Source organism: Halomonas shengliensis, assembly GCF_900104135.1.
GTDB classification, from domain to species: Bacteria; Pseudomonadota; Gammaproteobacteria; order Pseudomonadales; family Halomonadaceae; genus Halomonas; species Halomonas shengliensis.
In genome coordinates this window covers 54,913-77,896 of sequence record NZ_FNIV01000002.1, presented here as the reverse complement: position 1 = coordinate 77,896, position 22,984 = coordinate 54,913, and the positions used below count along the sequence as shown (strand labels likewise).

The window sequence follows — 22,984 nt, the reverse complement described above, 5'->3', positions numbered from 1 at the left end:
GCACAAATTAGACCAAAGTCTAGTGTCTGGCGTGCTTCGTTTGCACTGCGTTTATGGGGTGTGCAAGTCGTTGAGTGGCGGGCTTTTTTGTCTCGAGGGGGTGGGGCAACCACCGGATTTGCCGACGGTTTTTGTGCGAGGGGGAGGGGCTTTCCATTGCGCTGCAGCGTGGGCGCTGGCTATGCTGGTTGGCCTTTTGCCGCGCAGGACGGCGCGAGACTCGCGCCAAGCCCATAAAAAGAAAAACTTTTTAAAATAGCACGGGATTCCTGCCAAGAAAACCACCTTCACCGAGGCGCGCCAATGAACAGAGGTCTTCATCAGCCCGGCGAGTTCCGCGACAACTGCGGGTTCGGCCTGATCGCCCATATGGAGGGCCGTGCCAGCCACGAGCTGCTGCGTACCGCCATCGAGTCCCTCACCTGCATGACCCACCGCGGCGGCATCGCCGCCGACGGCAAGACCGGCGATGGCTGCGGCCTGCTGCTGCAGCTGCCGGACGCCTTCATGCGTGACGTCGCCGAGACGGACCTGGGCGTCACCCTCGGCGAGCGCTTCGCGGTGGGGGCGGTGTTCCTGCCCGATGACGACGCCCGCGCCGGCCGCGCCGCCGAGGTGCTCGAGGGCGAGCTGCGCGCCCGTGGCCTGGTGATCCGCGGCTGGCGCGAGGTGCCGGTGGATGCCTCGGTGTGCGGCCCCATGGCCCTCGAGTGCCTGCCGCGCATCCGTCACCTCTTCGTGGAGCCGGGCAAGAACGGCAGCGCCGAGACCTTCGAGGTTGACCTCTTCATGGCGCGCCGCCACGCCGAGCAGGCGCTGCGCGACGAGGAGGAGTTCTACGTCTGCTCGCTCTCCGAGAAGGTGCTCTCCTACAAGGGCCTGGTGATGCCGGTGGACCTGCCGGCCTTCTATCATGACCTCGGCGACGAGCGACTGGAGACCGCCATCTGCGTCTTCCACCAGCGCTTCTCCACCAACACCGCGCCGCGCTGGCCGCTGGCCCAGCCGTTCCGGCTGCTGGCTCATAACGGCGAGATCAACACCATCGAGGCCAACCGCGGCTGGGCCAACTCGCGCAAGGAGAACTTCGTCTGCGAGCGGCTGCCCGACATCGCCGAGCTCGACGAGATCGTCAACACCGTGGGCTCCGACTCCTCCAGCATGGACAACATGCTCGAAGTGCTGCTGATGGGCGGCATGGAGCTGCACCGCGCGGTGCGCATGATGGTGCCGCCGGCGTGGCAGAACGTCGAGCTGATGGACGCCGAGCTGCGCGCCTTCTACGAGTACAACTCCATGCACGTGGAGCCCTGGGACGGCCCCGCGGGGGTGGTGATGACCGACGGCCGCCAGGCGCTGTGCATGCTCGACCGCAACGGCCTGCGCCCGGCGCGCTGGGTGATCACCAAGAATGGCTTCATCACTCTGGCCTCGGAGATCGGCACCTACGCCTATGCCCCCGAGGACGTGGTGGCCAAGGGCCGCGTGGGGCCGGGGCAGGTGCTCGCCGTGGACACCGAGACCGGCGAGGTGCTGCATACCGACGACATCGACGAGCGCCTCAAGTCGGCCTACCCCTACAAGCGCTGGCTGAAGCAGGAGGCGCAGTACCTGGAGTCGGCGCTCACCGAACTGGCCAGCTTCCACAACATGGATGCCGACGCCCTGGCGGTGGCCCAGAAGATGTTCCAGGTCAGCTTCGAGGAGCGTGACCTGCTGCTGCGTCCGCTGGGCGAGAGCGGTCAGGAGGCGGTGGGCTCCATGGGCGACGACACCCCCATGGCGGTGCTCTCCGCCAAGCCGCGCCTGCTTACCGACTACTTCCGCCAGAAGTTCGCCCAGGTCACCAACCCGGCCATCGACCCGCTGCGCGAGGCGATCGTGATGTCGCTGGAGACCTGCATCGGCGCCGAGCGCAACGTCTTCAAGGCGACCCCGGAGCATGCCCACCGCATCATCCTGACCACGCCGATCCTCTCGCCGCGCAAGTTCACCGCCCTGGTGGAGCAGGAGGACCCGGCCTACGCCAGCCAGCGGCTGCGCATGGCCTACGACCCCGAACGCCACGGCCTGCAGGCGGCCCTGCGCGAGCTCTGCCGCGAGGCCGAGCAGGCGGTGCAGGATGGCAAGGTGATCCTGGTGCTCTCCGACGCCGACCTCGACAAGGGCGAGCTGCCGATCCATGCCGCCCTGGCGGTGGGCGCCGTGCACCATCACCTGGGCCGGCTGGCGCTGCGCCCGCGCTGCAACATCGTGGTGGAGACCGGCTACGCCCGCGATGCCCACCAGATGGCGGTGCTGTTCGGCGTCGGCGCCACCGCGGTCTTCCCGTGGCTCGCCTACCAGGTGATGGCCGACATGCACCGCACCGGCGAGCTGGTCGGCAACCCCGCCGACGCCCGCGAGAACTACCGCAAGGGGCTGCAGAAGGGGCTGTTCAAGATCCTCTCCAAGATGGGCATCTCGACGCTGGCCTCCTACCGTGGCTCCATGCTGTTCGAGGCGGTGGGCCTCGACGACGAGGTGATGGCGCTGTGCTTCCCGGGCATGGCCTCGCGCATCCAGGGCAGCGGCTTCGCCGAGCTGCAGCTGCAGCAGGAGCTGCTCGCCCGCGACGCCTGGATCCCGCGCAAGGGGATCAGCCAGGGCGGCCTGTTCAAGTACGTCCACGGCCACGAGTACCACGCCTTCAACCCCGACGTGGTCAAGTCGCTGCAGGAGGCGGTACAGGAGGGCAGCTACGCCAAGTGGAAGACGTTCGCGGCGCTGGTCAACGAGCGTGATCCTGCCACCCTGCGCGACCTGCTGCGCCTGAAGCCGGCCGCAGAGCCCTTGCCCCTCGAGGAGGTGGAGCCGGTCGAGGCGCTGCTGCCGCGCTTCGACAGCGCCGGCATGTCGCTGGGGGCGCTCTCCCCTGAGGCCCACGAGGCACTCGCCCAGGCCATGAACGAGACCGGCGGGCGCTCCAACTCCGGCGAGGGCGGCGAGGATGCCGCGCGTTACGGCACCATCCGCTCCTCCAAGATCAAGCAGATCGCCTCGGGCCGCTTCGGCGTCACCCCGGCCTACCTGGTCAACGCCGAGGTGTTGCAGATCAAGGTGGCCCAGGGCGCCAAGCCCGGCGAGGGCGGCCAGCTGCCCGGCGGCAAGGTCAACGAGCTGATCGCCCGGCTGCGCTACGCGGTACCCGGCGTGACCCTGATCTCGCCGCCGCCGCACCATGACATCTACTCCATCGAGGACCTGGCCCAGCTGATCTTCGACCTCAAGCAGGTCAACCCGGACGCCCAGGTCTCGGTGAAGCTGGTCTCCGAGCCCGGCATCGGCACCATCGCCACCGGCGTGGCCAAGGCCTACGCCGACCTGATCACCGTCTCCGGCTACGACGGCGGCACCGCGGCGAGCCCCATCACCTCCATCAAGCACGCCGGCTCCCCCTGGGAGCTGGGCCTGCCCGAGGTGCATCAGGCGCTGCGCATCAACGGCCTGCGTGACAAGATCCGCCTGCAGACCGATGGCGGCCTGAAGACCGGCCTCGACGTGGTCAAGGCGGCGATCCTCGGCGCCGAGAGCTTCGGCTTCGGCACCGCGCCCATGGTGGCGCTGGGCTGCAAGTACCTGCGCATCTGCCACCTCAACAACTGCGCCACCGGCGTGGCCACCCAGCACGACTACCTGCGCGGCGAGCACTTCCGCGGCACCGTGGACATGGTCAAGCACTACTTCCGCTTTATCGCCGAGGAGGTGCGCGAGCTGATGGCCATGCTCGGCGTGCGCCAGCTCACCGACCTGATCGGCCGCACCGACCTGCTCGAGACGATCGAGGGGGTGACCGCCTCCCAGCGCAAGCTCGACCTCACGCCGCTGCTCGGCAACGACCACGTGCCGGCGCAGGCCCCGCAGTTCTGCCAGGTGAGCCGCAACGTGCCCCATGACCCGGGCGCCAAGAACCAGGAGGTGCTGGAGGCGCTCAAGGAGGCCATCGAGCAGAAGAGCGGCGGCGAGTTCGCCTTCACCATCACCAACTGCGACCGCAGCGTGGGCGCACTGACCTCCGGTGCCATCGCCAAGCGCTACGGCGAGGCGGGCCTCGAGGACGCCCCGGTCACCGCGCGCTTCACCGGCGTGGCCGGGCAGAGCTTCGGGGTGTGGAACGCCCGCGGCCTGCACCTCTATCTGGAGGGCGATGCCAACGACTATGTCGGCAAGGGCATGAACGGCGGCAAGGTGGTGATCACCCCGCCGAAGGGCAGCCGCTTCGAGAGCCACAAGACGGCCATCGTCGGCAACACCTGCCTCTACGGCGCCACCGGCGGCAGGCTGTTCGCCGCGGGTACCGCCGGCGAGCGCTTCGGGGTGCGCAACTCCGGCGCCCACGCGGTGATCGAGGGTGCCGGCGACCACTGCTGCGAGTACATGACCGGCGGCCTGGTGGCCGTTCTCGGCGAGACCGGGGTCAACTTCGGCGCGGGCATGACCGGCGGCTTCGCCTATGTGCTCGACGAGGACCGCACCTTCGTCGACAAGTACAACCACGAGCTGGTGGAGATCCACCGCATCAATACCGAGGCCATGGAAGCCCATCGCCGCCACCTGCGCGAGGTGATCGAGGAGTTCGTCGAGGAGACCGGTTCCGCCCGCGGCCGTGCCATCCTCGAGGACTTCAGCGACTTCACCCGCCACTTCTGGCTGGTGAAGCCCAAGGCGGCGAGCCTGAACAGCCTGTTGGCCCAATCCAGGCGTCAGCCGGAATAGCGCCACTGACAACAGGTGATGCGCCCCGCCGGGCACCGGCGGGGCGGCCGACAGGACTTCCAGGAGAGACAAGATGGCAAACCGTCTGAGCAACGATTTCCAGTTCATCGACGTGGGTCGCCAGGACCCCGAGAAGCGCGACGCCCGCACCCGCTCGCGGGAGTTCGCCGAGATCTACGAGCCCTTCAAGCCCCAGGAGGCGGCCAGCCAGTCGCACCGCTGCCTGCACTGCGGCAACCCCTACTGCGAGTGGAAGTGCCCGGTGCACAACTACATCCCCAACTGGCTGCAGCTGGTCAGCGAGGGCAACATCCTCGAGGCGGTGGAGCTGTGTCACCGGACCAACTCGCTGCCCGAGGTGTGTGGACGGGTGTGCCCCCAGGACCGCCTCTGCGAGGGCGCCTGTACCCTCAACGACGGCTTCGGTGCCGTCACCATCGGCTCGGTGGAGAAGTACATCACCGATACCGCCTTCGCCATGGGCTGGCGCCCGGACATGTCCCAGGTGAGCTGGACCGACAGGCGCGTCGCGGTGGTCGGCGCCGGCCCGGCGGGGCTGGGCTGTGCCGATATCCTGGTGCGCAACGGCGTCAAGCCGGTGGTGTTCGACCGCAACCCCGAGATCGGCGGCCTGCTCACCTTCGGCATCCCCGAGTTCAAGCTCGAGAAGAACGTCATGGAGCGTCGCCGCGCGGTGTTCGAGGAGATGGGGGTGGAGTTCCGCCTCGGCGTCGAGATCGGCCGCGACATCACCTTCGACAGCCTGCTCGAGGAGTACGACGCGGTGTTCCTGGGCATGGGCACCTACAAGTACATGGAGGGCGGCTTCCCCGGCGAGAACCTGCCCGGCGTCTACAAGGCCCTCGACTTCCTGATCGCCAACGTCAACCACTGCCTGGGCTTCGAGAAGGACCCGGGCGAGTACATCTCCTTCAAGGGCCAGCGGGTGGTGGTGCTGGGCGGCGGCGACACCGCGATGGACTGCAACCGCACCTCGATCCGCCAGGGCGCCACCAGCGTCACCTGCGCCTATCGCCGCGACGAGGAGAACATGCCCGGCTCGCGCAAGGAGGTGGCCAACGCGCGCGAGGAGGGCGTGGAGTTCCTGTTCAACCGCCAGCCCGTCGCCGTGGTGGGCGAGGGCAAGGTCGAGGGGGTCAAGGTGGTGCGCACCCGCATGGGCGAGCCCGACGAGAACGGCCGCCGCCGCCCCGAGGTGGTGCCGGGCTCCGAGGAGGTGATCCCCGCCGACGCCGTGGTCATCGCCTTTGGCTTCCAGCCCGACCCACCCGAGTGGTTCGCGACGGCAGGGGTCGAGGTCGACGAGCGCGACCGGGTCAAGGCCGCGGAGCAGAGCGAGTTCGCCTTCCAGACCAGCCACGAGAAGATCTTCGCCGGCGGCGACATGGTGCGCGGCTCGGACCTGGTGGTCACCGCTATCTACGAGGGGCGCCAGGCCGCCGAGGGCATCCTGGACTACCTGGGGGTGTAAGGCTGGCTTGAAGCCGGTATGAAGTGGCAAGGAGCGAGGGGCGCTGGTGGCAAGCCGAAGAGGAGGTCCGAGGACCAGGGATGGCCGAGGTAGCGTACAGGGAGGTATTCACAGCGCCTCCTCGCAGGCTTGCCGCCAGAGCAGCCCCGAGTGGGCTCTGATGACATGTCGGGCACAGGGTGCCATAGCCCGAAATTGAGACCAAGGTCGCCCTCTGCTATCCTGTCGACCCATCCTGGCGCGGCTTCCTGCCGGGCCTACCGATCACGTTTCGACAGGTTCTCCATGACACGATACATCTTCGTGACCGGCGGCGTTGTGTCCTCTCTCGGCAAGGGCATCGCGTCGGCCTCGCTGGCGGCGATTCTCGAGGCGCGCGGCCTCAAGGTCACCATGCTCAAGCTCGACCCGTACATCAACGTGGACCCGGGCACCATGAGCCCCTTCCAGCACGGCGAGGTGTTCGTCACCGAGGATGGCGCCGAGACCGACCTGGACCTTGGCCACTACGAGCGCTTCATCCGCACCAAGATGACCCAGGGCAATAACTTCACCACCGGCCGGGTCTACGAGCACGTGCTGCGCAAGGAGCGCCGCGGCGACTACCTGGGCGGCACCGTGCAGGTGATCCCGCACATCACCGACGAGATCAAGCGCCGCGTCTACGAGGGCGGCGAGGGCTTCGACGTGGCCCTGGTGGAGATCGGTGGCACCGTGGGCGACATCGAGTCGCTGCCCTTCCTGGAGTCGATCCGCCAGATCAGAAGCGAGCTGGGGGCGAGTCGGGCGATCTTCATGCACCTCACCCTGGTGCCCTACATCAAGACCGCCGGCGAGACCAAGACCAAGCCGACCCAGCACAGCGTCAAGGAGCTGCGCTCCATCGGTATCCAGCCGGACATCCTGATCTGCCGCAGCGAGGTGGAGCTGGAGGAGACCGAGCGGCGCAAGATCGCGCTGTTCACCAACGTCGAGGAGCGCGCGGTCATCCCGCTCCAGGATGCCGACACTATCTACCGCATCCCGCTGATGCTCCACGAGCACGGCCTGGACGAGATCGTCTGCGACAAGCTGCGCCTTACCGCCGACGAGGCCGACCTCTCCGAGTGGGTCAAGGTGCTCGACGCCAAGCTCAACCCGCTCAAGTCGATCAACATCGCCATGGTCGGCAAGTACATGGAGCTGCTCGACGCCTACAAGTCGCTCAACGAGGCGCTGATCCACGCCGGCATCCAGACCCGGGTGAAGGTCAACGTCGACTACATCGACTCCGAGGACATCGAGCGCCACGGCACCGAGCGCCTGGCCGGCAAGGACGCCATCCTGGTGCCCGGCGGCTTCGGCGAGCGCGGCGTCGAGGGCAAGATCGAAACGGCCCGCTTCGCCCGCGAGAACGGCATCCCCTATCTCGGCATCTGCCTCGGCATGCAGGTGGCGGTGATCGAGTTCGCCCGCCACGTGGCCGGCTGGGCGGACGCCAACTCCACCGAGTTCACCCACGACACCCTGCACCCGGTGGTGGGCCTGATCACCGAGTGGCTGAGCCCCGAGGGCAAGGTCGAGCTGCGCGACGCGGCCTCTGACCTCGGCGGCACCATGCGCCTGGGGGGCCAGGTGTGCCAGCTCAAGGCCGGCAGCAAGGCCCGCGAGGCCTACGGAGCCGACGAGATCGTCGAGCGCCACCGCCACCGCTTCGAGGTCAACGAGCAGTTCGTCGAGCAGCTCGAGCAGGCGGGCCTGGTGGTTTCCGGCAAGAGCGTCGACAACTCCCTGGTGGAGGTCGTGGAGCTGCCCGACCATCCCTGGTACGTCGCCTGCCAGTTCCACCCGGAGTTCACCTCCACGCCGCGCGATGGCCATCCGCTGTTCACCGGCTTCGTCAACGCCGCGCTGGAGCACAAGGCGGCGCGGACCCGCGCCCAGTCCTCCCACCAGGAGTGATGCCGATGAGCGCACCCGAACGAACCCTCGAGATTGCCGGCCTGAAGGCCGGCAATTCGTTGCCGCTGATGCTGTTCGGCGGCATGAACGTGCTGGAGTCCCGGGAGCTGGCCCTGGAGGTCGCCGAGGCCTACGTCGAGGTCACCGGCCGGCTCGGCATGCCCTACGTCTTCAAGGCCAGCTTCGACAAGGCCAACCGCAGCTCCATCCACTCCTTCCGTGGCCCGGGCCTCGAGAAGGGGCTCGAGATCCTGGCCGAGATCAAGGCGCGCTTCGGGGTGCCGATCCTCACCGACGTCCACGAGCCCTGGCAGGCCGCCCCGGTGGCCGAGGTGGCCGACGTCATCCAGCTGCCGGCCTTCCTGGCCCGCCAGACCGACCTCGTCGTGGCCATGGCGCAGACCGGGGCGGTTATCAACGTCAAGAAGCCGCAGTTCCTGGCGCCCCACGAGATGCGCCATATCGTGCGCAAGTGCGAGGAGGCCGGCAACGACCGGGTGATCCTCTGCGAACGCGGCTCGAGCTTCGGCTATAACAACCTGGTGGTGGACATGCTCGGCTTCGGCGAGATGAAGGCGACCGGCCTGCCGGTGTTCTTCGACGTGACCCACTCGCTGCAGCGGCCCGGCGGGCGCGCCGACAGCGCCGACGGGCGTCGCGCCCAGGTCGCCGAGCTGGCCCGCGCCGGGGTCGCCGTGGGCCTGGCGGGGCTCTTCCTGGAGGCCCACCCCGATCCCGACAACGCCAAGTGCGATGGCCCCTGTGCGCTGCCGCTGGACCGCCTCGAGCCCTTCCTGGCGCAGCTCAAGGCCATCGACGAGCTGGTCAAGGGGTTCCCCGCCCTGGACATCGAATAATCCGGCTACCCAGGCAGCACCGGCAAGCCGAGAGAGCCCGGCGGTTTCCCATCGACTCCATCAACGCTGACATCATGAAAGGACGACAAAGATGACCAAGATTGTCGATATTCGCGCCCTCGAGGTGCTCGACTCCCGCGGCAACCCCACCGTCCAGGCCGAGGTGCGCCTGGAGAGCGGCGCCGTGGGCGTGGCCTGCGCCCCCAGCGGCGCCTCCACCGGCTCCCGTGAGGCCCTGGAGCTGCGCGATGGCGACAAGGCCCGCTACCTGGGCAAGGGCGTGTTGAAGGCGGTGGACGCCGTCAACGGCGCCATCCGCGAGGCCCTCGTCGGCATGGACGCCCGCGACCAGCGCGGCCTCGACGACGCCATGCTGGCCCTCGACGGCACCGACAACAAGGCCAAGCTGGGTGCCAACGCCATCCTCGCGGTGTCGCTGGCCGCCGCCAAGGCCGCCGCCAACGCCAAGGGCGTGCCGCTCTACGCGCATATCGCTGAGCTCTACGGCCAGCCTGGCCAGTACCTGATGCCGGTGCCGATGATGAACATCCTCAACGGCGGCGAGCATGCCGACAACAACGTCGACATCCAGGAGTTCATGGTCCAGCCGGTGGGCGCGGCGAACTTCCGCGAGGGCCTGCGCATGGGCGCCGAGATCTTCCATGCCCTGAAGAAGGTGCTCGCCGGCCGCGGCCTCTCCACCTCGGTGGGCGACGAGGGCGGCTTCGCCCCCAACCTGGCCTCCAACGCCGAGGCCCTGGCGGTGATCAAGCAGGCCGTCGAGGACGCCGGCTACGCGCTGGGCCGCGACGTGACCCTGGCGCTGGACTGTGCCTCCTCCGAGTTCTTCAAGGACGGCCAGTACGCCCTGGCCGGCGAGGGCAAGGCCTTCGACGCCGCCGGCTTCGTCGACTACCTGGCCGAGCTGTGTGACCAGTACCCCATCGTCTCCATCGAGGATGGCATGGACGAGTCCGACTGGGCGGGCTGGAAGGCGCTGACCGACCGGCTGGGCGACAAGGTGCAGCTGGTGGGCGACGACCTGTTCGTCACCAACACCCGCATCCTCAAGCGCGGCATCGACGAGCAGATCGGCAACTCCATCCTGATCAAGTTCAACCAGATCGGCTCGCTCTCCGAGACCCTGGACGCCATCCGCATGGCCCAGGATGCCGGCTTCACCGCGGTGATCTCCCACCGCTCCGGCGAGACCGAGGACACCACCATCGCCGACCTCGCCGTGGGTACCAGCGCCGGCCAGATCAAGACCGGCTCGCTGTGCCGCAGCGACCGCGTGGCCAAGTACAACCGCCTGCTGGTGATCGAGCAGGAGCTCGGCGATGGCGTGGGCTATCCCGGCCTCGCGGCGATCAAGGGACAGTAACCTCGTGTAGGAAATCGCCTACATATTGCGTAGGCGATGGCCGATATGGCGGCGAGGAGGCCGGTACCCCAGGGTGCCGGCTTTTTTCTTATCTGTTTGAAATTTAAGCGTTATTCCCGAGAGGGTGCTGCCCTGAAGGAACTGGGAGCGTCACCGGTGGCGGCGCACCGGGTGCTTGTGCCCCCGCCAGGCTCTGCCAGAATGCACAGCGGGACGAGGGGGCATGGGACGATGCCCCCGGCAGGATGCAACGGGATGCTGAGTGATGCGCCAGGTGCGGCAGGACGCCGCCTCCGGGCAAGGAAGTCATCACGGGAGTCCGGGCGGAAGGACCCGCTCGAGGAACGGCTTGGAGCTGGCGGCCTGAGGGCCGCCTTTTTTCCTTCAGTGAGTGGTGTGCTTCTCCTGCTGCCCGGCAGGGCAGCATGAAAAGCGCCGACCATCGCGAGATGGTCGGCGCTTTTTTTCATGGCCAGCCTGCCGGCGGAGTGGCGGCCGGCTCAGCGCTCCAGCTGCTCGAGCTTGCCGGGCTTGCCGTCCCACTCCTCGGCGTCGGGCAGCGGGTCCTTCTTCTCGCTGATGTTGGGCCACACCTCGGCGAGCTCGGCGTTGATCTCGATGAACGGTTCCTGGCCGTCGGGCAGCTCATCCTCCGAGAAGATCGCCTCGGCGGGGCACTCCGGCTCGCACAGGGCGCAGTCGATGCACTCGTCGGGGTGGATCACCAGGAAGTTGGGTCCCTCGTAGAAGCAGTCCACCGGACACACCTCGACGCAGTCGGTGTACTTGCACTTGATGCAGTTCTCGGTGACGACGAATGTCATGCCGCTCTTCCCTCCCTCATGGCCGGGCGCGCCTGGGGCCGCGGCCGCTGTGAATAGTAAAAGGTAATAAAAAGAAGCTTTCTTATTCTAACGTGTCCGGTAATCCGTCCATTCTAGTCGCCGCCGCCAGGCCGCCGCAAGCAAGCGACTGCAGGACAGTGCCGCGGGGCACGTAGCGAGGAGCGCCGGGGGCAGGCCGAAAGGGAGGTCCTACGCCAGGGACGGCGTCGGTAGCGCCCAGGGATGGGTTTACAGCGCCTCCCTGCAGGCCTGCCCCCGGGTCAGCCCGAGCGGTGCTGGGGGCGGTGACGAACCTGCGCAGTATTCAAAGCGTTTCCCGCCAGCGGTAGAGCAGCTCCAGCGCCTGGCGCGGGGTGAGGTCGTCCAGGGCGAGGCAGCCGAGCTCCTCCACCAGCGGGTGGGGGGCGCTGGCGAATAGGTCGCTCTGCAGCGGTGCCGAGCCGCCGCCCTCGGCGCCCGGTGCGGTGCGGCTGCCCTGGTCGACCTCCTGCTGCTCGAGCTGGGCGAGCTTCTCCCGCGCCCGGGCGATCACTCCCTGGGGCACGCCGGCCAGCTGGGCCACCTGCAGGCCATAGCTCTGGCTCGCCGGCCCCTCCTCGACCCGGTGCATGAAGACGATGCCGTCCTTGTGCTCCGCCGCCGTCAGGTGCACGTTGGCCACCCCCTCGGCCTGCTCGGCCAGGGCGGTCATCTCGAAGTAGTGGGTGGCGAACAGCGTGAAGGCGCGGGTGCGGGTCAGGTGTTCGGCGCTGGCCCAGGCGAGCGACAGGCCATCGAAGGTGCTGGTACCGCGGCCGATCTCGTCCATCAGCACCAGACTCTCGTCGGTGGCGTTGTGCAGGATGCTGGCGGTCTCGGTCATCTCCACCATGAAGGTGGAGCGACCGCCGGCCAGGTCGTCCGAGGAGCCGATGCGGGTGAAGATGCGGTCCACCGGGCCGATATTGGCCTCGTCTGCGGGCACGAAGGCGCCGGTGTGGGCCAGCAGCACGATCAGCGCCGCCTGGCGCATGTAGGTGGACTTGCCGCCCATGTTGGGGCCGGTGATCACCAGCATGCGGCGGTCGTCGCCCATCATCAGGTCGTTGGGCACGAAGGGGGCGTCGGAGACATGCTCCACCACCGGGTGGCGCCCGCCGCGGATGGCGATGCCCGGGGCATCGGCGAGCCGCGGCCGGGTGAGCTCCAGCGCCTGGGCGCGCTCGGCGAAGGCGCACAGCACGTCCAGGGCGGCCAGTGCCCGGGCACTGGCCTGGAGGGCGTCGAGCTCGGCGTTGAGGGTGTCGAGCAGGCCGTCGTAGAGCAGCTTCTCCCGCGCGAGGGCCCGGGACTTGGCCGACAGTGCCTTGTCCTCGAACGCCTTGAGCTCGGGAATGATGAAACGCTCGGCGTTCTTCAGGGTCTGGCGGCGGATGTAGTCCGCGGGGGCCTCCGTGGCCTGGGCGCGGGGGATCTCGATGTAGTAGCCGTGGACGCGGTTGTAGCCCACCTTGAGGCCGGGCAGGCCGGTGCGTTCGCGCTCCCGGGTCTCCAGCTGCACCAGGTAGTCGCCGGCGTGCTCGGCCAGGCCGCGGTGCTCGTCGAGCTCGGCATCGAAGCCCTCGGCGATCACCCCGCCGTCGCGGATCACCACCGGCGGGTTCTCCACCAGGGCGCGGGTCAGGGTGTCGGCCAGCTCGGGGTAGGGGTGGACATGGCGCTTGAGCTCGTCCAGGGCGGAGCCCTCGGGGTAGTCGGCGAGCGTCTGCTCCAGCGCCGGCAGCGCCACCAGGGCGTCGCGCAGGCGGGCGAGGTCCCGGGGGCGGGCGCTGTAGAGGGCCACCCGGGCGAGGATACGCTCCACGTCGCCGATCGCCTTGAGGTCGTCGCGCAGCGGCGCGAAGCCATCATGTTCCAGCAGCAGCGCCACCGCCGCCTGGCGCGCCTCCACCCGCTCGCGGTCGCGCAGCGGGCGGTTGAGCCAGCGCTTGAGCAGTCGCGAGCCCATGGCGGTGGCGCTGGTGTCCAGCACGCTGGCCAGGGTGTTGTCGCCACCGCCGCCGAGGTTCACGTCGATCTCCAGGTTGCGGCGGCTGGCGGCGTCGATCACCACGGCGTCGTCGCGGCTCTCCACGCCGATGGCGGTGACGTGGGGCAGGCGCGAGCGCTGGGTGTCCCGGGCGTACTCCACCAGCACCCCGGCGGCGGTGATGGCGGCCTCGAGATGGGCGCAGCCGAAGCCGCGCAGGTCGGCCACGCCGAACTGGTCGCAGAGCAGGCGGATCGCGCTCTCCAGGTCGAACAGCCAGTCGCTCTGGCGGCGCAGGCCGCGGCGTCCCTCCAGGGCCGGCGGCAGGGAGAGGCTCTCCGCCACCAGCAGCTCGGCGGGGTCGAGACGCTGGAGCTCGGCGAGCATCTCGCCTTCGCCCTCCACCTCCAGCACCCCGAAGCGTCCGCTGGAGAGCTCCAGCCAGGCCAGGCCGATGCGCTCCCCGGCGCCGTGCACCGCCACCAGCAGGTTGTCGCGGCGGGCGTCGAGCAGCGCCTCGTCGTAGAGGGTGCCGGGGGTGACGATGCGCACCACGCGCCGCTCCACCGGTCCCTTGGCGGCGGCGGGGTCGCCGATCTGCTCGCAGATCGCCACCGACTCGCCGGCGGCCACCAGCCGCGCCAGGTAACCCTCGGCGCTGTGGTAGGGCACCCCGGCCATGGGAATCGGCTTGCCGGCGGACTGGCCGCGCTGGGTCAGGGTGATGTCGAGCAGCGCCGCGGCGCGCCGGGCGTCGTCGTAGAAGAGCTCGTAGAAGTCGCCCATGCGGTAGAACAGCAGCACCTCGGGGTGCTCGCGCTTGATCTTCAGGTACTGGGCCATCATCGGCGTGTGTTGCGGGCTTGCGGCCTGTGACATCGGGGATCCTGTTGGGGCTCTGCACTCGCGGGCAAAAGCCAGTATTCTAGCCCCCAGGCAGCGGCTCCGTCAGGAGCGATTGCACGCGACCCAGGAGGTGTTTCCATGTCCCACTCCCCGGCGAGCCTCGCCAACCTCGACCTGGTCACCCTGGCCGAGCGCCTGGGGCGGCAGTGTCGACGGCGCGGCGCCACCCTCACCACCGCCGAGTCCTGCACCGGCGGTGGTGTGGCCAGCGCCATCACCGCGGTGGCCGGCAGCTCCGACTACTTCGAGACCGGCTACGTCACCTACTCCAACGCCGCCAAGACCCGCCTGCTGGGGGTGCCCGAGGCGCTGCTCGAGGCCCACGGCGCGGTCAGCCGCGAGGTGGTGGAGGCCATGGTGCGCGGCGCCTGTGGCGACAGCGGCGCCTCACTCGGCGTGGCGATCAGCGGCGTGGCCGGCCCCGGCGGCGGCAGCCCCGACAAGCCGGTGGGCACGGTGTGGCTGGCCTGGGGCGGCGCCGAGGCGGCCGAGGCGGAGTGCCACCATTTCCCCGGCGATCGCCGGGCGGTGCGCGAGCAGGCGGTGCGCGAGGCGCTGGTCGGGCTGGTGCGGCGCCTGGAGCAGGCGTGACGCCCTCGCCGCGGGCGAATCGGCACTGGCCGCGCCCGCGTTTTTTCGCCATACTACTGTGCAGTCATACAGTATTTCAGAGACCCCAGATTCAGGAGGCCCGTGATGGCTCAGGATGACAACCGCTCCAAGGCGCTCGACGCCGCCCTCTCCCAGATCGAGCGCCAGTTCGGCAAGGGCACCGTGATGCGCCTGGGCGACGCGCCCCGGGTGGCCATGCCGGCGGTCTCCACCGGCTCGCTGGGCCTGGACATCGCGTTGGGCATCGGCGGCCTGCCCTATGGCCGCGTGGTGGAGATCTTCGGCCCCGAATCCTCGGGCAAGACCACCCTGACCCTGTCGGTGATCGCCGAGGCCCAGAAGCAGGGCAAGGTGTGCGCCTTCGTCGACGCCGAGCACGCCCTGGACCCGAGCTACGCCGAGAAGCTGGGCGTCAACCTCGACGACCTGCTGGTCTCCCAGCCCGACACCGGCGAACAGGCCCTCGAGATCACCGACATGCTGGTGCGCTCCGGCGGCGTCGACGTGATCATCATCGACTCGGTGGCGGCGCTGACCCCGCGGGCCGAGATCGAGGGCGAGATGGGCGACTCCCACGTCGGCCTGCAGGCGCGCCTGATGTCCCAGGCGCTGCGCAAGATCACCGGCCACATCAAGAACGCCAACTGCCTGGTGGTGTTCATCAACCAGATCCGCATGAAGATCGGCGTGATGTTCGGCAGCCCCGAGACCACCACCGGCGGCAACGCCCTGAAGTTCTACTCCAGCGTGCGCCTCGACATCCGCCGTACCGGCTCGGTGAAGCAGGGCGATGAGGTCACCGGCAACGAGACCCGGGTCAAGGTGGTCAAGAACAAGGTGGCGCCGCCGTTCCGCCAGGCCGAGTTCCAGATCCTCTATGGTAAGGGGATCTACCACGCCGGCGAGGTGATCGACCTGGGGGTGCAGTGCAAGCTGGTCGACAAGGCGGGTGCCTGGTACAGCTACCAGGGCAACAAGATCGGCCAGGGCAAGGCCAACGCCGCCCAGTTCCTCGAGGACAACCCGGCGATCATGGAGGAGATCGAGAGCGAGATCCGCGCCCAGCTGCTCACCGTGCCCAAGCCCAAGGAGGAGGCCGAGTCGGCCGCCCTGCCCGCCGGCGGCGACGCGGACGACGACCTGCTGTAAGCCATGCGCGAGCGGACCCCGGGCGAGGCCACGCCCCGCGACGACGCCATCCGCCTGCTGGCCCGGCGCGAGTATGCCCGCGCCGAGCTGGCCGAGCGCCTGGCGGCCAAGGGGCATGCCGCCGCGGAGGTCGAGGCCTGCCTCGACGCCCTGGCAGAAGCGGGGCTGCAGTCCGACGCGCGCTTCGCCGAGAGCTTCCTGCGCTCGCGCCTGGCGCGGGGGCAGGGGCCCGTCAAGATCCGCCTGGAGCTCGAGCGCCGCGGTGTCGAGCGCGAGGTCGTCGCCACGGCCTTCGCCGAGCAGGAGGCCGGCGGCGCGACCGACTGGTTCGCGCTGGCCGCCGAGACCCTGGCGCGGCGCTTCTCCGGGCCCGGCGACTCCCCCCGCGAGCGCGCCCGCCGCGAGCGCTTCCTGGCCGGCCGCGGCTTCGACTTCGACCAGGTGCGCCACGCCCTGGCGCATGCCTGGGACGAGGTCTGATCGCCCCGCCGGGGCGCCCCGCCCCTTCAGTCCCTTGACAGCTGCGCTATAATGACTCCCTTTGCGAACGCCCCGGGTGGCATCCCGCGGCACCGTGACGCGTCGTCATCCGCCGTGTCGTGGCGCCCGTCTCGAGCCAGCGTCGCCCGCCGGGTCACCCCGTTCATCGCCACGGATACCCCATGAAAAGCGCAGACATCAGACAGGCCTTTCTGAGTTACTTCGAGGCGCACGGCCACACCGTCGTGCCCTCCAGCTCCCTGGTTCCCGGCAACGACCCGACCCTGCTGTTCACCAACGCGGGCATGGTGCCCTTCAAGGATGTCTTCCTGGGCCGCGACCCGCGCCCCTACGTGCGTGCCACCTCGGCCCAGCGCTGCGTGCGCGCCGGCGGCAAGCACAACGACCTGGACAACGTCGGCTACACCGCCCGCCACCACACCTTCTTCGAGATGCTGGGCAACTTCAGCTTCGGCGACTACTTCAAGCGCGACGCCATCCGCTTCGCCTGGGAGTTCCTCACCGGCACCCTGGGGCTGCCCAAGGAGAAGCTGTGGGTCACGGTCCACGTCAGCGACGACGAGGCCGAGGCGATCTGGAAGGAGGAGATCGGCATCGACCCCGAGCGCTTCTCGAAGCTCGATGAGGACAACTTCTGGCAGATGGGCGACACCGGCCCCTGCGGCCCCAGCTCCGAGATCTTCTATGACCATGGCCCCGAGGTGTGGGGCGGGCCGCCCGGGAGCCCCGAGGAAGATGGCGATCGCTACATCGAGATCTGGAACCTGGTGTTCATGCAGTTCGATCGCGATGCCGAGGGCACCATGCACCCGCTGCCCAAGCCCTCCATCGACACCGGCATGGGCCTGGAGCGCATCGCCGCGGTGATGCAGGGGGTGCACTCCAACTACGAGATCGACCTCTTCCAGAACCTGCTCGAGGCGGCGGCGCGCCATACCGGCCACGCCGATACCCGCCACCCCTCGCTGCGGGTGATCGCCGACCATATCCGCTCCTGCGCCTTCCTGGTCGCCGACGGTGTACTGCCCTCCAACGAGGGGCGTGGCTATGTGCTGCGCCGGATCATCCGTCGCGCCATCCGCCATGGCCACAAGCTGGGCGCCCAGGGCCACTTCTTCCACAGGCTGGTGGGGGCGCTGGATGCCGAGATGGGCGACGCCTATCCCGAGCTTCGCGAGGCGCGCCACCAGATCGAGCGCGTGCTGCTCAAGGAGGAGGAGCAGTTCGCCCGCACCCTGGAGCACGGCATGGGCCTGCTCGAGGAGGCCCTGTCCGGCCTCGACGGCGAGGTGCTGCCCGGCGAGACGGTGTTCAAGCTCTACGACACCTACGGCTTCCCCTATGACCTGACCGCCGACGTCTGCCGCGAGCGCGGCGTGACCCTGGACGAGGTCGGCTTCGAGCGCGCCCTCGAGGCCCAGCGCGAGCGCGCCCGTGCCGCCAGCCAGTTCGGCGCCGACTACGGCGCCGCCCTGGAGCTCGAGGGCGAGACCACCTTCACCGGCTACGAGCGCCTCGCGGACAGCGCCACCGTGACCGCCCTGGCCGACCGTGACGGCAATGCCCTGGACGCGCTCGCCCCCGAGCACAAGGCGGTGGTGGTGCTCGACCGCACCCCCTTCTATGGCGAGTCCGGCGGCCAGGTCGGGGATACCGGCTACCTGCACCTCGAGGGCGGCGGACGCTTCCTGGTCGAGGACACCCAGAAGCAGGGCGGCCACCACCTGCACCATGGCGTGCTGCTCGAGGGCGAGCTTGCCGTGGGGGCCACGGTGCGCCCCGAGGTGGACGCCGGGCTGCGCGCCGCCACGGTGCGCAATCACTCCGCTACCCACCTGATGCACAAGGCGTTGCGCCTGGTGCTGGGCGACCACGTCGCCCAGAAGGGCTCGCTGGTGACCCCGGAGCGGCTGCGCTTCGACTTCAGCCACTTCGAGCCGATGACCGCCGAGCAGCTCGCCGAGGTGGAGCGCCTGGTCAACGAGCAGGTTCTGGCCAACGCGCCGACCCGCATCGAGCAGATGACCCTCGACCAGGCCAAGGCCAAGGGGGCGGCGGCGCTCTTCGAGGCCAAGTACGCCGACAGCGTGCGGGTGCTGACCATCGGCGCCGACGACTTCTCCATCGAGCTGTGCGGTGGCACCCACGTGGCGCGCAGCGGCGACATCGGCTGCTTCCATATCGTCGGCGAGCAGGGTATCGCCTCCGGCGTACGCCGCATCGAGGCGATCACCGGCGAAGGGGCACTCGCCTGGTTCCGCGAGCAGGAGGCGCGGGTCAACCGCATCGGCGAGCGCCTCAAGGCCAAGCCCGAGCAGGTCGAGGAGCGCGTCGACGCCCTGGTGGAGCGTAACCGCGGCCTGGAGAAGGAGCTCGAGCGCCTCAAGGCCAAGCTGGCCAGTGCCGCCGGCAGCGACATGGCCGCCGAGGCCCGCGAGATCCACGGGGTCAAGGTGCTGGCCCGGGTGCTGGAAGGCGTCTCCGGCAAGGAGCTGCGCGGCCTGCTCGACCAGCTCAAGAACAAGCTGGGCTCCGGCATCATCGTGCTCGGCGTCGCCGACGAAGCCGCCGGCAAGGTCAGCCTGATCGCCGGGGTCACCGACGACCTCACCGGCCGCGTCAAGGCCGGCGAGCTGGTCAATCACGTGGCCGGCCAGGTCGGCGGCAAGGGCGGCGGCCGGGCTGACATGGCCCAGGCCGGCGGCAGCGACGTGGCGGCCCTGCCGGGCGCCCTGGAGAGCGTCGCCGCCTGGGTCGAGGAGCGCCTCGGCGAGTAGATACCACAGGGCCGGTCGCCGAAGGGCGCCGGCCCTGTTCGTAGCGAGTCACCTTTCACTCATCCGGGCATCGATGCCCGACGCACGAGGGAAAACTCACAGATGGCACTATACGTTCAGAAATTCGGCGGTACCTCGGTGGGCTCGGTGGAGCGCATCAAGGCCGTGGCCGAGAAGGTCAAGGGCTTCCGCGACAACGGCCACCAGGTGGTGGTGGTGGTCTCTGCCATGAGCGGCGAGACTAACCGCCTGATCGGCATGGCCAACGAGATCAACGACGAGCCGACCCCCCGCGAGATGGACATGCTGGTCTCCACCGGCGAGCAGGTCACCATCTCGCTGCTGGCCATGGCGCTGCACAAGATCGGCGTGCCGGCCACCTCCTACACCGGCTCCCAGGTGGGCATCCAGACCGACAGCGCCCACACCAAGGCGCGCATCCAGCGCATCGAGACCGACGAGCTGCAGTCCGACCTGGACGACGGCCAGGTTGTGGTGGTCGCCGGCTTCCAGGGCGTCGACGAGGAGGGCAACATCACCACCCTCGGTCGCGGCGGCTCCGACACCACCGGCGTGGCGCTGGCCGCGGCGCTCAAGGCCGACGAGTGCCAGATCTATACCGACGTCGACGGCGTCTACACCACCGACCCGCGGGTCTGCAGCAAGGCCCAGCGCCTCGAGACCATCACCGTCGAGGAGATGCTGGAGCTGGCGAGCCTGGGCTCCAAGGTCCTGCAGATTCGCGCCGTCGAGTTCGCCGGCAAGTACAATGTCCCGCTGCGCGTGCTATCTAGCTTCGAGGATGGCCCCGGCACCCTGATCGTTGCAGACTCCGACCAAGACGAGGACTCCATGGAAGAACCGCTGATCTCCGGTATCGCCTTCACCGCCAACGAGGCCAAGCTGACCCTGCTCAATACCCCGGACGTGCCGGGCGTGGCCTCGCGCATCCTCGGCCCCATCGCCGACGCCAACATCGAAGTCGACATGATCGTCCAGAACGTGGCCCCGGCCGGCGACTACACCGACTTCACCTTCACCGTGGCCAAGGGCGACTACAAGCAGACTCTCAAGATCCTCAACGAGCAGGTGCTGCCGGACCTGGGCGAGGGCGAGGTCAAGGGCGACGACAACATCGCCAAGGTCTCCCTGGTGGGCGTGGGCATGCGCTCCCATGCCGGCGTGGCCTCGAAGATGTTCCGCGTGCTCGCCGAGGAGAACATCAATATCCGCATGGTCTCCACCTCCGAGATCAAGATCTCCGTGGTGATCGACGAGAAGCAGATGGAGCTCGCCGTGCGCGCCCTGCACAAGGCCTTCGGCCTCGACAAGGCCGACATCGAGAGCGAGGAATAAGCCGACCCCCGGCGGCGGATTACCTTCTACGCTGGTAGGGAAGCGCCCGGCGTCGCGTCGCGGCGCTTCCCTTCAACGGGCGGCCCGTGTCTGATGGGCTGCCGTGTTGGTCACGGAGGACGTTCTGCCACATAATGGGGCGGCGTGGTACCGCCGGCCAACATCCCGTTGCCAGCCAGAGAACAAAGCCTGAGAAGGAGATCAGCCATGCTCATCCTGACCCGCCGCGTCGGCGAGACCCTGATGATCGGGGACGACATCACCGTGACGGTACTGGGCGTGAAAGGCAACCAGGTGCGTATCGGCGTCAATGCGCCGAAGGATGTGGCGGTGCATCGCGAGGAGATCTACCAGCGCATCCAGCGCGAGAAGAGCGACGAGGATGCCGGCGATCATGAGGAGTAGCCTCGCCGCGATGCAAAAAACCGCAGGGAGGCTGGACAAACCCCTTCGGTAACGGTAGGATATGCGCCGTGTCGTTAGGGAGAGGTGGCCGAGTGGCTGAAGGCGCTCCCCTGCTAAGGGAGTATGGGGTTTATAGCCTCATCGAGGGTTCGAATCCCTCCCTCTCCGCCACAGCGACACCGTGAAGCACAAGCGCCCGTAGCTCAGCTGGATAGAGTACCTGACTACGAATCAGGTGGTCGGAGGTTCGAATCCTCCCGGGCGCGCCAGCTTCCACGCAAGACAGGTGATGGCGGTCACACACAACACCGCACTTCGCGCCCGTAGCTCAGCTGGATAGAGTACCTGACTACGAATCAGGTGGTCGGAGGTTCGAATCCTCCCGGGCGCGCCAGACTGCGACCCGTCCTCCTTGGAGGGCGGGTCTTCTCTTTCTCGGGACCCCGGTCCCGCCCGGTTCTGCTAGCCGGGGCGCCGCCTCCCGGCGCCCCAGCGATCGTTTGAGGCGCCGTCGCCCCCGCGACGTGCGCCTCCTTTTTATCCTGCCGTCATGGTTATCCCGCAGAGGCTGCCTGGGCTGTCGTCATGGCCATCATCGACCGGGCGGCGGCCTCCTCGTATCCCGGCGTATCGGCCGCCAGGCCCGCCAGCAGCTCGTCCAGCGCCGTGAGCCGCTTGAGGCGCTGGAAGCGTCGTGCCGCCTCGGCGTCGCCCTGGCGCATATGGTTGAGCCACTGCTTGACCAGCGACGTGACCACGCGCTCGGGGAGTGTGCTACGCTGCAGTGCAGCGAATTTCTTCAGGATCCCTGCCCGCGCCGCCCAGGGGGTCGGTGCCAGGCGCTCGCCGGTGTGCTGCCAGTGGCGGATGCGTGACGCCAGCCAGGGGTCGGCCAGTGCCCCGCGGCCGAGCATGACATCACGGCAGCCGGAGAGGGTGCGCGCCTTCCAGTAGTCCTCCAGGGTCCAGATGTCGCCGTTGGCGACCACCGGGATGGAGAGGTCGCGCCTGAGCCTGCCGATCCACTCCCAGTGGGCGGGCGGCCGGTAGCCCTCGTTGCGGGTGCGGCCGTGGACCACCAGGTGGCGGGCGCCGCCGGCCTGGGCGGCGCGGCCGCAGGCCAGCGCCAGGCGTCGGTCGGCGAAGCCCAGGCGGATCTTGGCGGTTACCGGGATGGCGTGCCCCACGGCGTCGTGGACCGCCGCCACCGCGGCGCGCACGCGGCCGGGGTCGCGCAGCAGCGAGGCGCCGCCGTCGTGGCGGTTGACCAGCTTGGCCGGGCAGCCGAAGTTGAGGTCGATGCCGGTGGCGCCCAGGCGCAGGGCCTGCTCGGCATTGGCGGCCAGCGCCGCCGGGTCGGAGCCGAGCAGCTGCAGCTGCACCGGCACCCCGGCGGGGGTGGCGAGGCGTGGCTCACGCAGTTCGGGGCAGTGCTTGTGGAAGACTCGCGGCGGCAGGCGCGCGTCCACCACGCGCACGAATTCGGTCACCACCCAGTCGAATCCCGGCCGGCGGGTCAGCAGGTCCCGGGTATGGGCGTCGATGACCCCCTCCATCGGGGCCAGGCCGATGAAACCGGGTGACTCTTGTAGTAAATTAACAACGCTGACTTCCACCATGAATCCATTGCAATTTGTCGACAATCTGGCAGGTTATACCATAATCATTCTGCGCAAGCCGCCATGTTCCGCGAAATAGGGCGCATGGTAGCGAGATAACGTCAGGAGGCGCCCGATGCAGGACATGCAGCTACTGGAGGAGGGCCTGTCCCTCATGGCCCTGGGCATGGGCTTTGTTTTTGTTTTTCTTACCTTGCTAGTGATCGTTACCACCCTGATGTCCAAGGTCATCGGGCGCTTCTTCCCGGAGCCCGTGGCCCCGGCGACGCCGGCCCGCGGCCGTGGCGCCGCCGCGCCGAGCCAGGACGACGACGTCATGGTGGCCATCAGTGCCGCGGTGCACCGCTACCGCCGCCGCCACCGTCGCTGAGCGGCAG

General features: G+C 68.7%; 15 protein-coding genes and 3 tRNA genes. 15 read left to right on the top strand and 3 right to left on the bottom strand.

What is annotated here, in order from left to right; all coding sequences use genetic code 11:
• The first annotated feature begins 303 nt into the window (after positions 1-303).
• From gltB to eno, 5 genes are all read left to right on the top strand, one after another.
• Complete coding sequence (gene gltB / locus BLP95_RS02975) at positions 304-4,755, top strand: glutamate synthase large subunit (RefSeq protein ID WP_089676960.1); 4,452 nt, start codon at positions 304-306, stop codon at positions 4,753-4,755.
• A 73-nt stretch (positions 4,756-4,828) separates the two neighbouring features.
• Entirely contained in the window at positions 4,829-6,247 is a 1,419-nt protein-coding gene (locus BLP95_RS02970) for an FAD-dependent oxidoreductase (RefSeq protein WP_089676959.1), read from the top strand.
• A 285-nt stretch (positions 6,248-6,532) separates the two neighbouring features.
• Positions 6,533-8,188: a CTP synthase gene (locus BLP95_RS02965; protein WP_089676958.1), complete on the top strand. Its 1,656-nt coding sequence runs from the start codon at positions 6,533-6,535 to the stop codon at positions 8,186-8,188.
• A gap of 5 nt (positions 8,189-8,193) precedes the next feature.
• Positions 8,194-9,045 (top strand): 3-deoxy-8-phosphooctulonate synthase, encoded by an 852-nt coding sequence (gene kdsA, locus BLP95_RS02960; protein WP_176760218.1) that lies wholly within the window; start codon positions 8,194-8,196, stop codon positions 9,043-9,045.
• Positions 9,046-9,136: 91 nt separating this feature from the next.
• A complete protein-coding gene (gene eno / locus BLP95_RS02955) occupies positions 9,137-10,429 on the top strand; it encodes a phosphopyruvate hydratase (RefSeq protein ID WP_089676956.1) in 1,293 nt (430 codons plus the stop codon).
• A 500-nt stretch (positions 10,430-10,929) separates the two neighbouring features.
• On the opposite strand, the gene fdxA is transcribed toward eno, so the two are convergent.
• Both fdxA and mutS read right to left on the bottom strand, forming a co-directional pair.
• Positions 10,930-11,253, bottom strand: a complete 324-nt coding sequence (fdxA, locus tag BLP95_RS02950) for a ferredoxin FdxA (protein WP_023007499.1) — start codon at positions 11,251-11,253, stop codon at positions 10,930-10,932.
• Positions 11,254-11,578: 325 nt separating this feature from the next.
• Complete coding sequence (gene mutS, locus BLP95_RS02945; RefSeq protein ID WP_089676955.1) at positions 11,579-14,161, bottom strand: DNA mismatch repair protein MutS; 2,583 nt, start codon at positions 14,159-14,161, stop codon at positions 11,579-11,581.
• A 105-nt stretch (positions 14,162-14,266) separates the two neighbouring features.
• Between mutS and BLP95_RS02940 the strand changes: the two genes are divergently transcribed.
• From BLP95_RS02940 to BLP95_RS02900, 9 genes are all read left to right on the top strand, one after another.
• Positions 14,267-14,779: a CinA family protein gene (locus tag BLP95_RS02940; RefSeq protein WP_089676954.1), complete on the top strand. Its 513-nt coding sequence runs from the start codon at positions 14,267-14,269 to the stop codon at positions 14,777-14,779.
• 105 nt (positions 14,780-14,884) lie between these two features.
• On the top strand, positions 14,885-15,949 hold the full coding sequence (gene recA / locus BLP95_RS02935) for a recombinase RecA (protein WP_089676953.1): 1,065 nt from the start codon (positions 14,885-14,887) through the stop codon (positions 15,947-15,949).
• 3 nt (positions 15,950-15,952) lie between these two features.
• On the top strand, positions 15,953-16,429 hold the full coding sequence (locus BLP95_RS02930) for a regulatory protein RecX (protein WP_089676952.1): 477 nt from the start codon (positions 15,953-15,955) through the stop codon (positions 16,427-16,429).
• 182 nt (positions 16,430-16,611) lie between these two features.
• Positions 16,612-19,227: an alanine--tRNA ligase gene (alaS, locus tag BLP95_RS02925; RefSeq protein WP_089676951.1), complete on the top strand. Its 2,616-nt coding sequence runs from the start codon at positions 16,612-16,614 to the stop codon at positions 19,225-19,227.
• Between the two features lie 102 nt (positions 19,228-19,329).
• Positions 19,330-20,583, top strand: coding sequence for an aspartate kinase (locus tag BLP95_RS02920; protein ID WP_089676950.1), 1,254 nt, complete (start codon positions 19,330-19,332; stop codon positions 20,581-20,583).
• Between the two features lie 207 nt (positions 20,584-20,790).
• Positions 20,791-20,988, top strand: coding sequence for a carbon storage regulator CsrA (csrA, locus tag BLP95_RS02915; protein ID WP_023007492.1), 198 nt, complete (start codon positions 20,791-20,793; stop codon positions 20,986-20,988).
• A gap of 78 nt (positions 20,989-21,066) precedes the next feature.
• A tRNA-Ser gene (locus BLP95_RS02910) sits at positions 21,067-21,159 on the top strand.
• 21 nt (positions 21,160-21,180) lie between these two features.
• Positions 21,181-21,257, top strand: a tRNA-Arg gene (locus BLP95_RS02905).
• Between the two features lie 48 nt (positions 21,258-21,305).
• Positions 21,306-21,382, top strand: a tRNA-Arg gene (locus BLP95_RS02900).
• Between the two features lie 160 nt (positions 21,383-21,542).
• On the opposite strand, the gene BLP95_RS02895 is transcribed toward BLP95_RS02900, so the two are convergent.
• Positions 21,543-22,544 (bottom strand): tRNA dihydrouridine synthase, encoded by a 1,002-nt coding sequence (locus BLP95_RS02895; protein WP_089676949.1) that lies wholly within the window; start codon positions 22,542-22,544, stop codon positions 21,543-21,545.
• Between the two features lie 178 nt (positions 22,545-22,722).
• On the opposite strand from BLP95_RS02895, the gene BLP95_RS02890 reads away from it, so the two are divergent.
• Positions 22,723-22,977 carry an OadG family protein gene (locus tag BLP95_RS02890; protein WP_089676948.1) on the top strand — a complete coding sequence of 85 codons (255 nt, stop codon included), beginning with the start codon at positions 22,723-22,725 and terminating at the stop codon, positions 22,975-22,977.
• Positions 22,978-22,984: the final 7 nt, after the last annotated feature.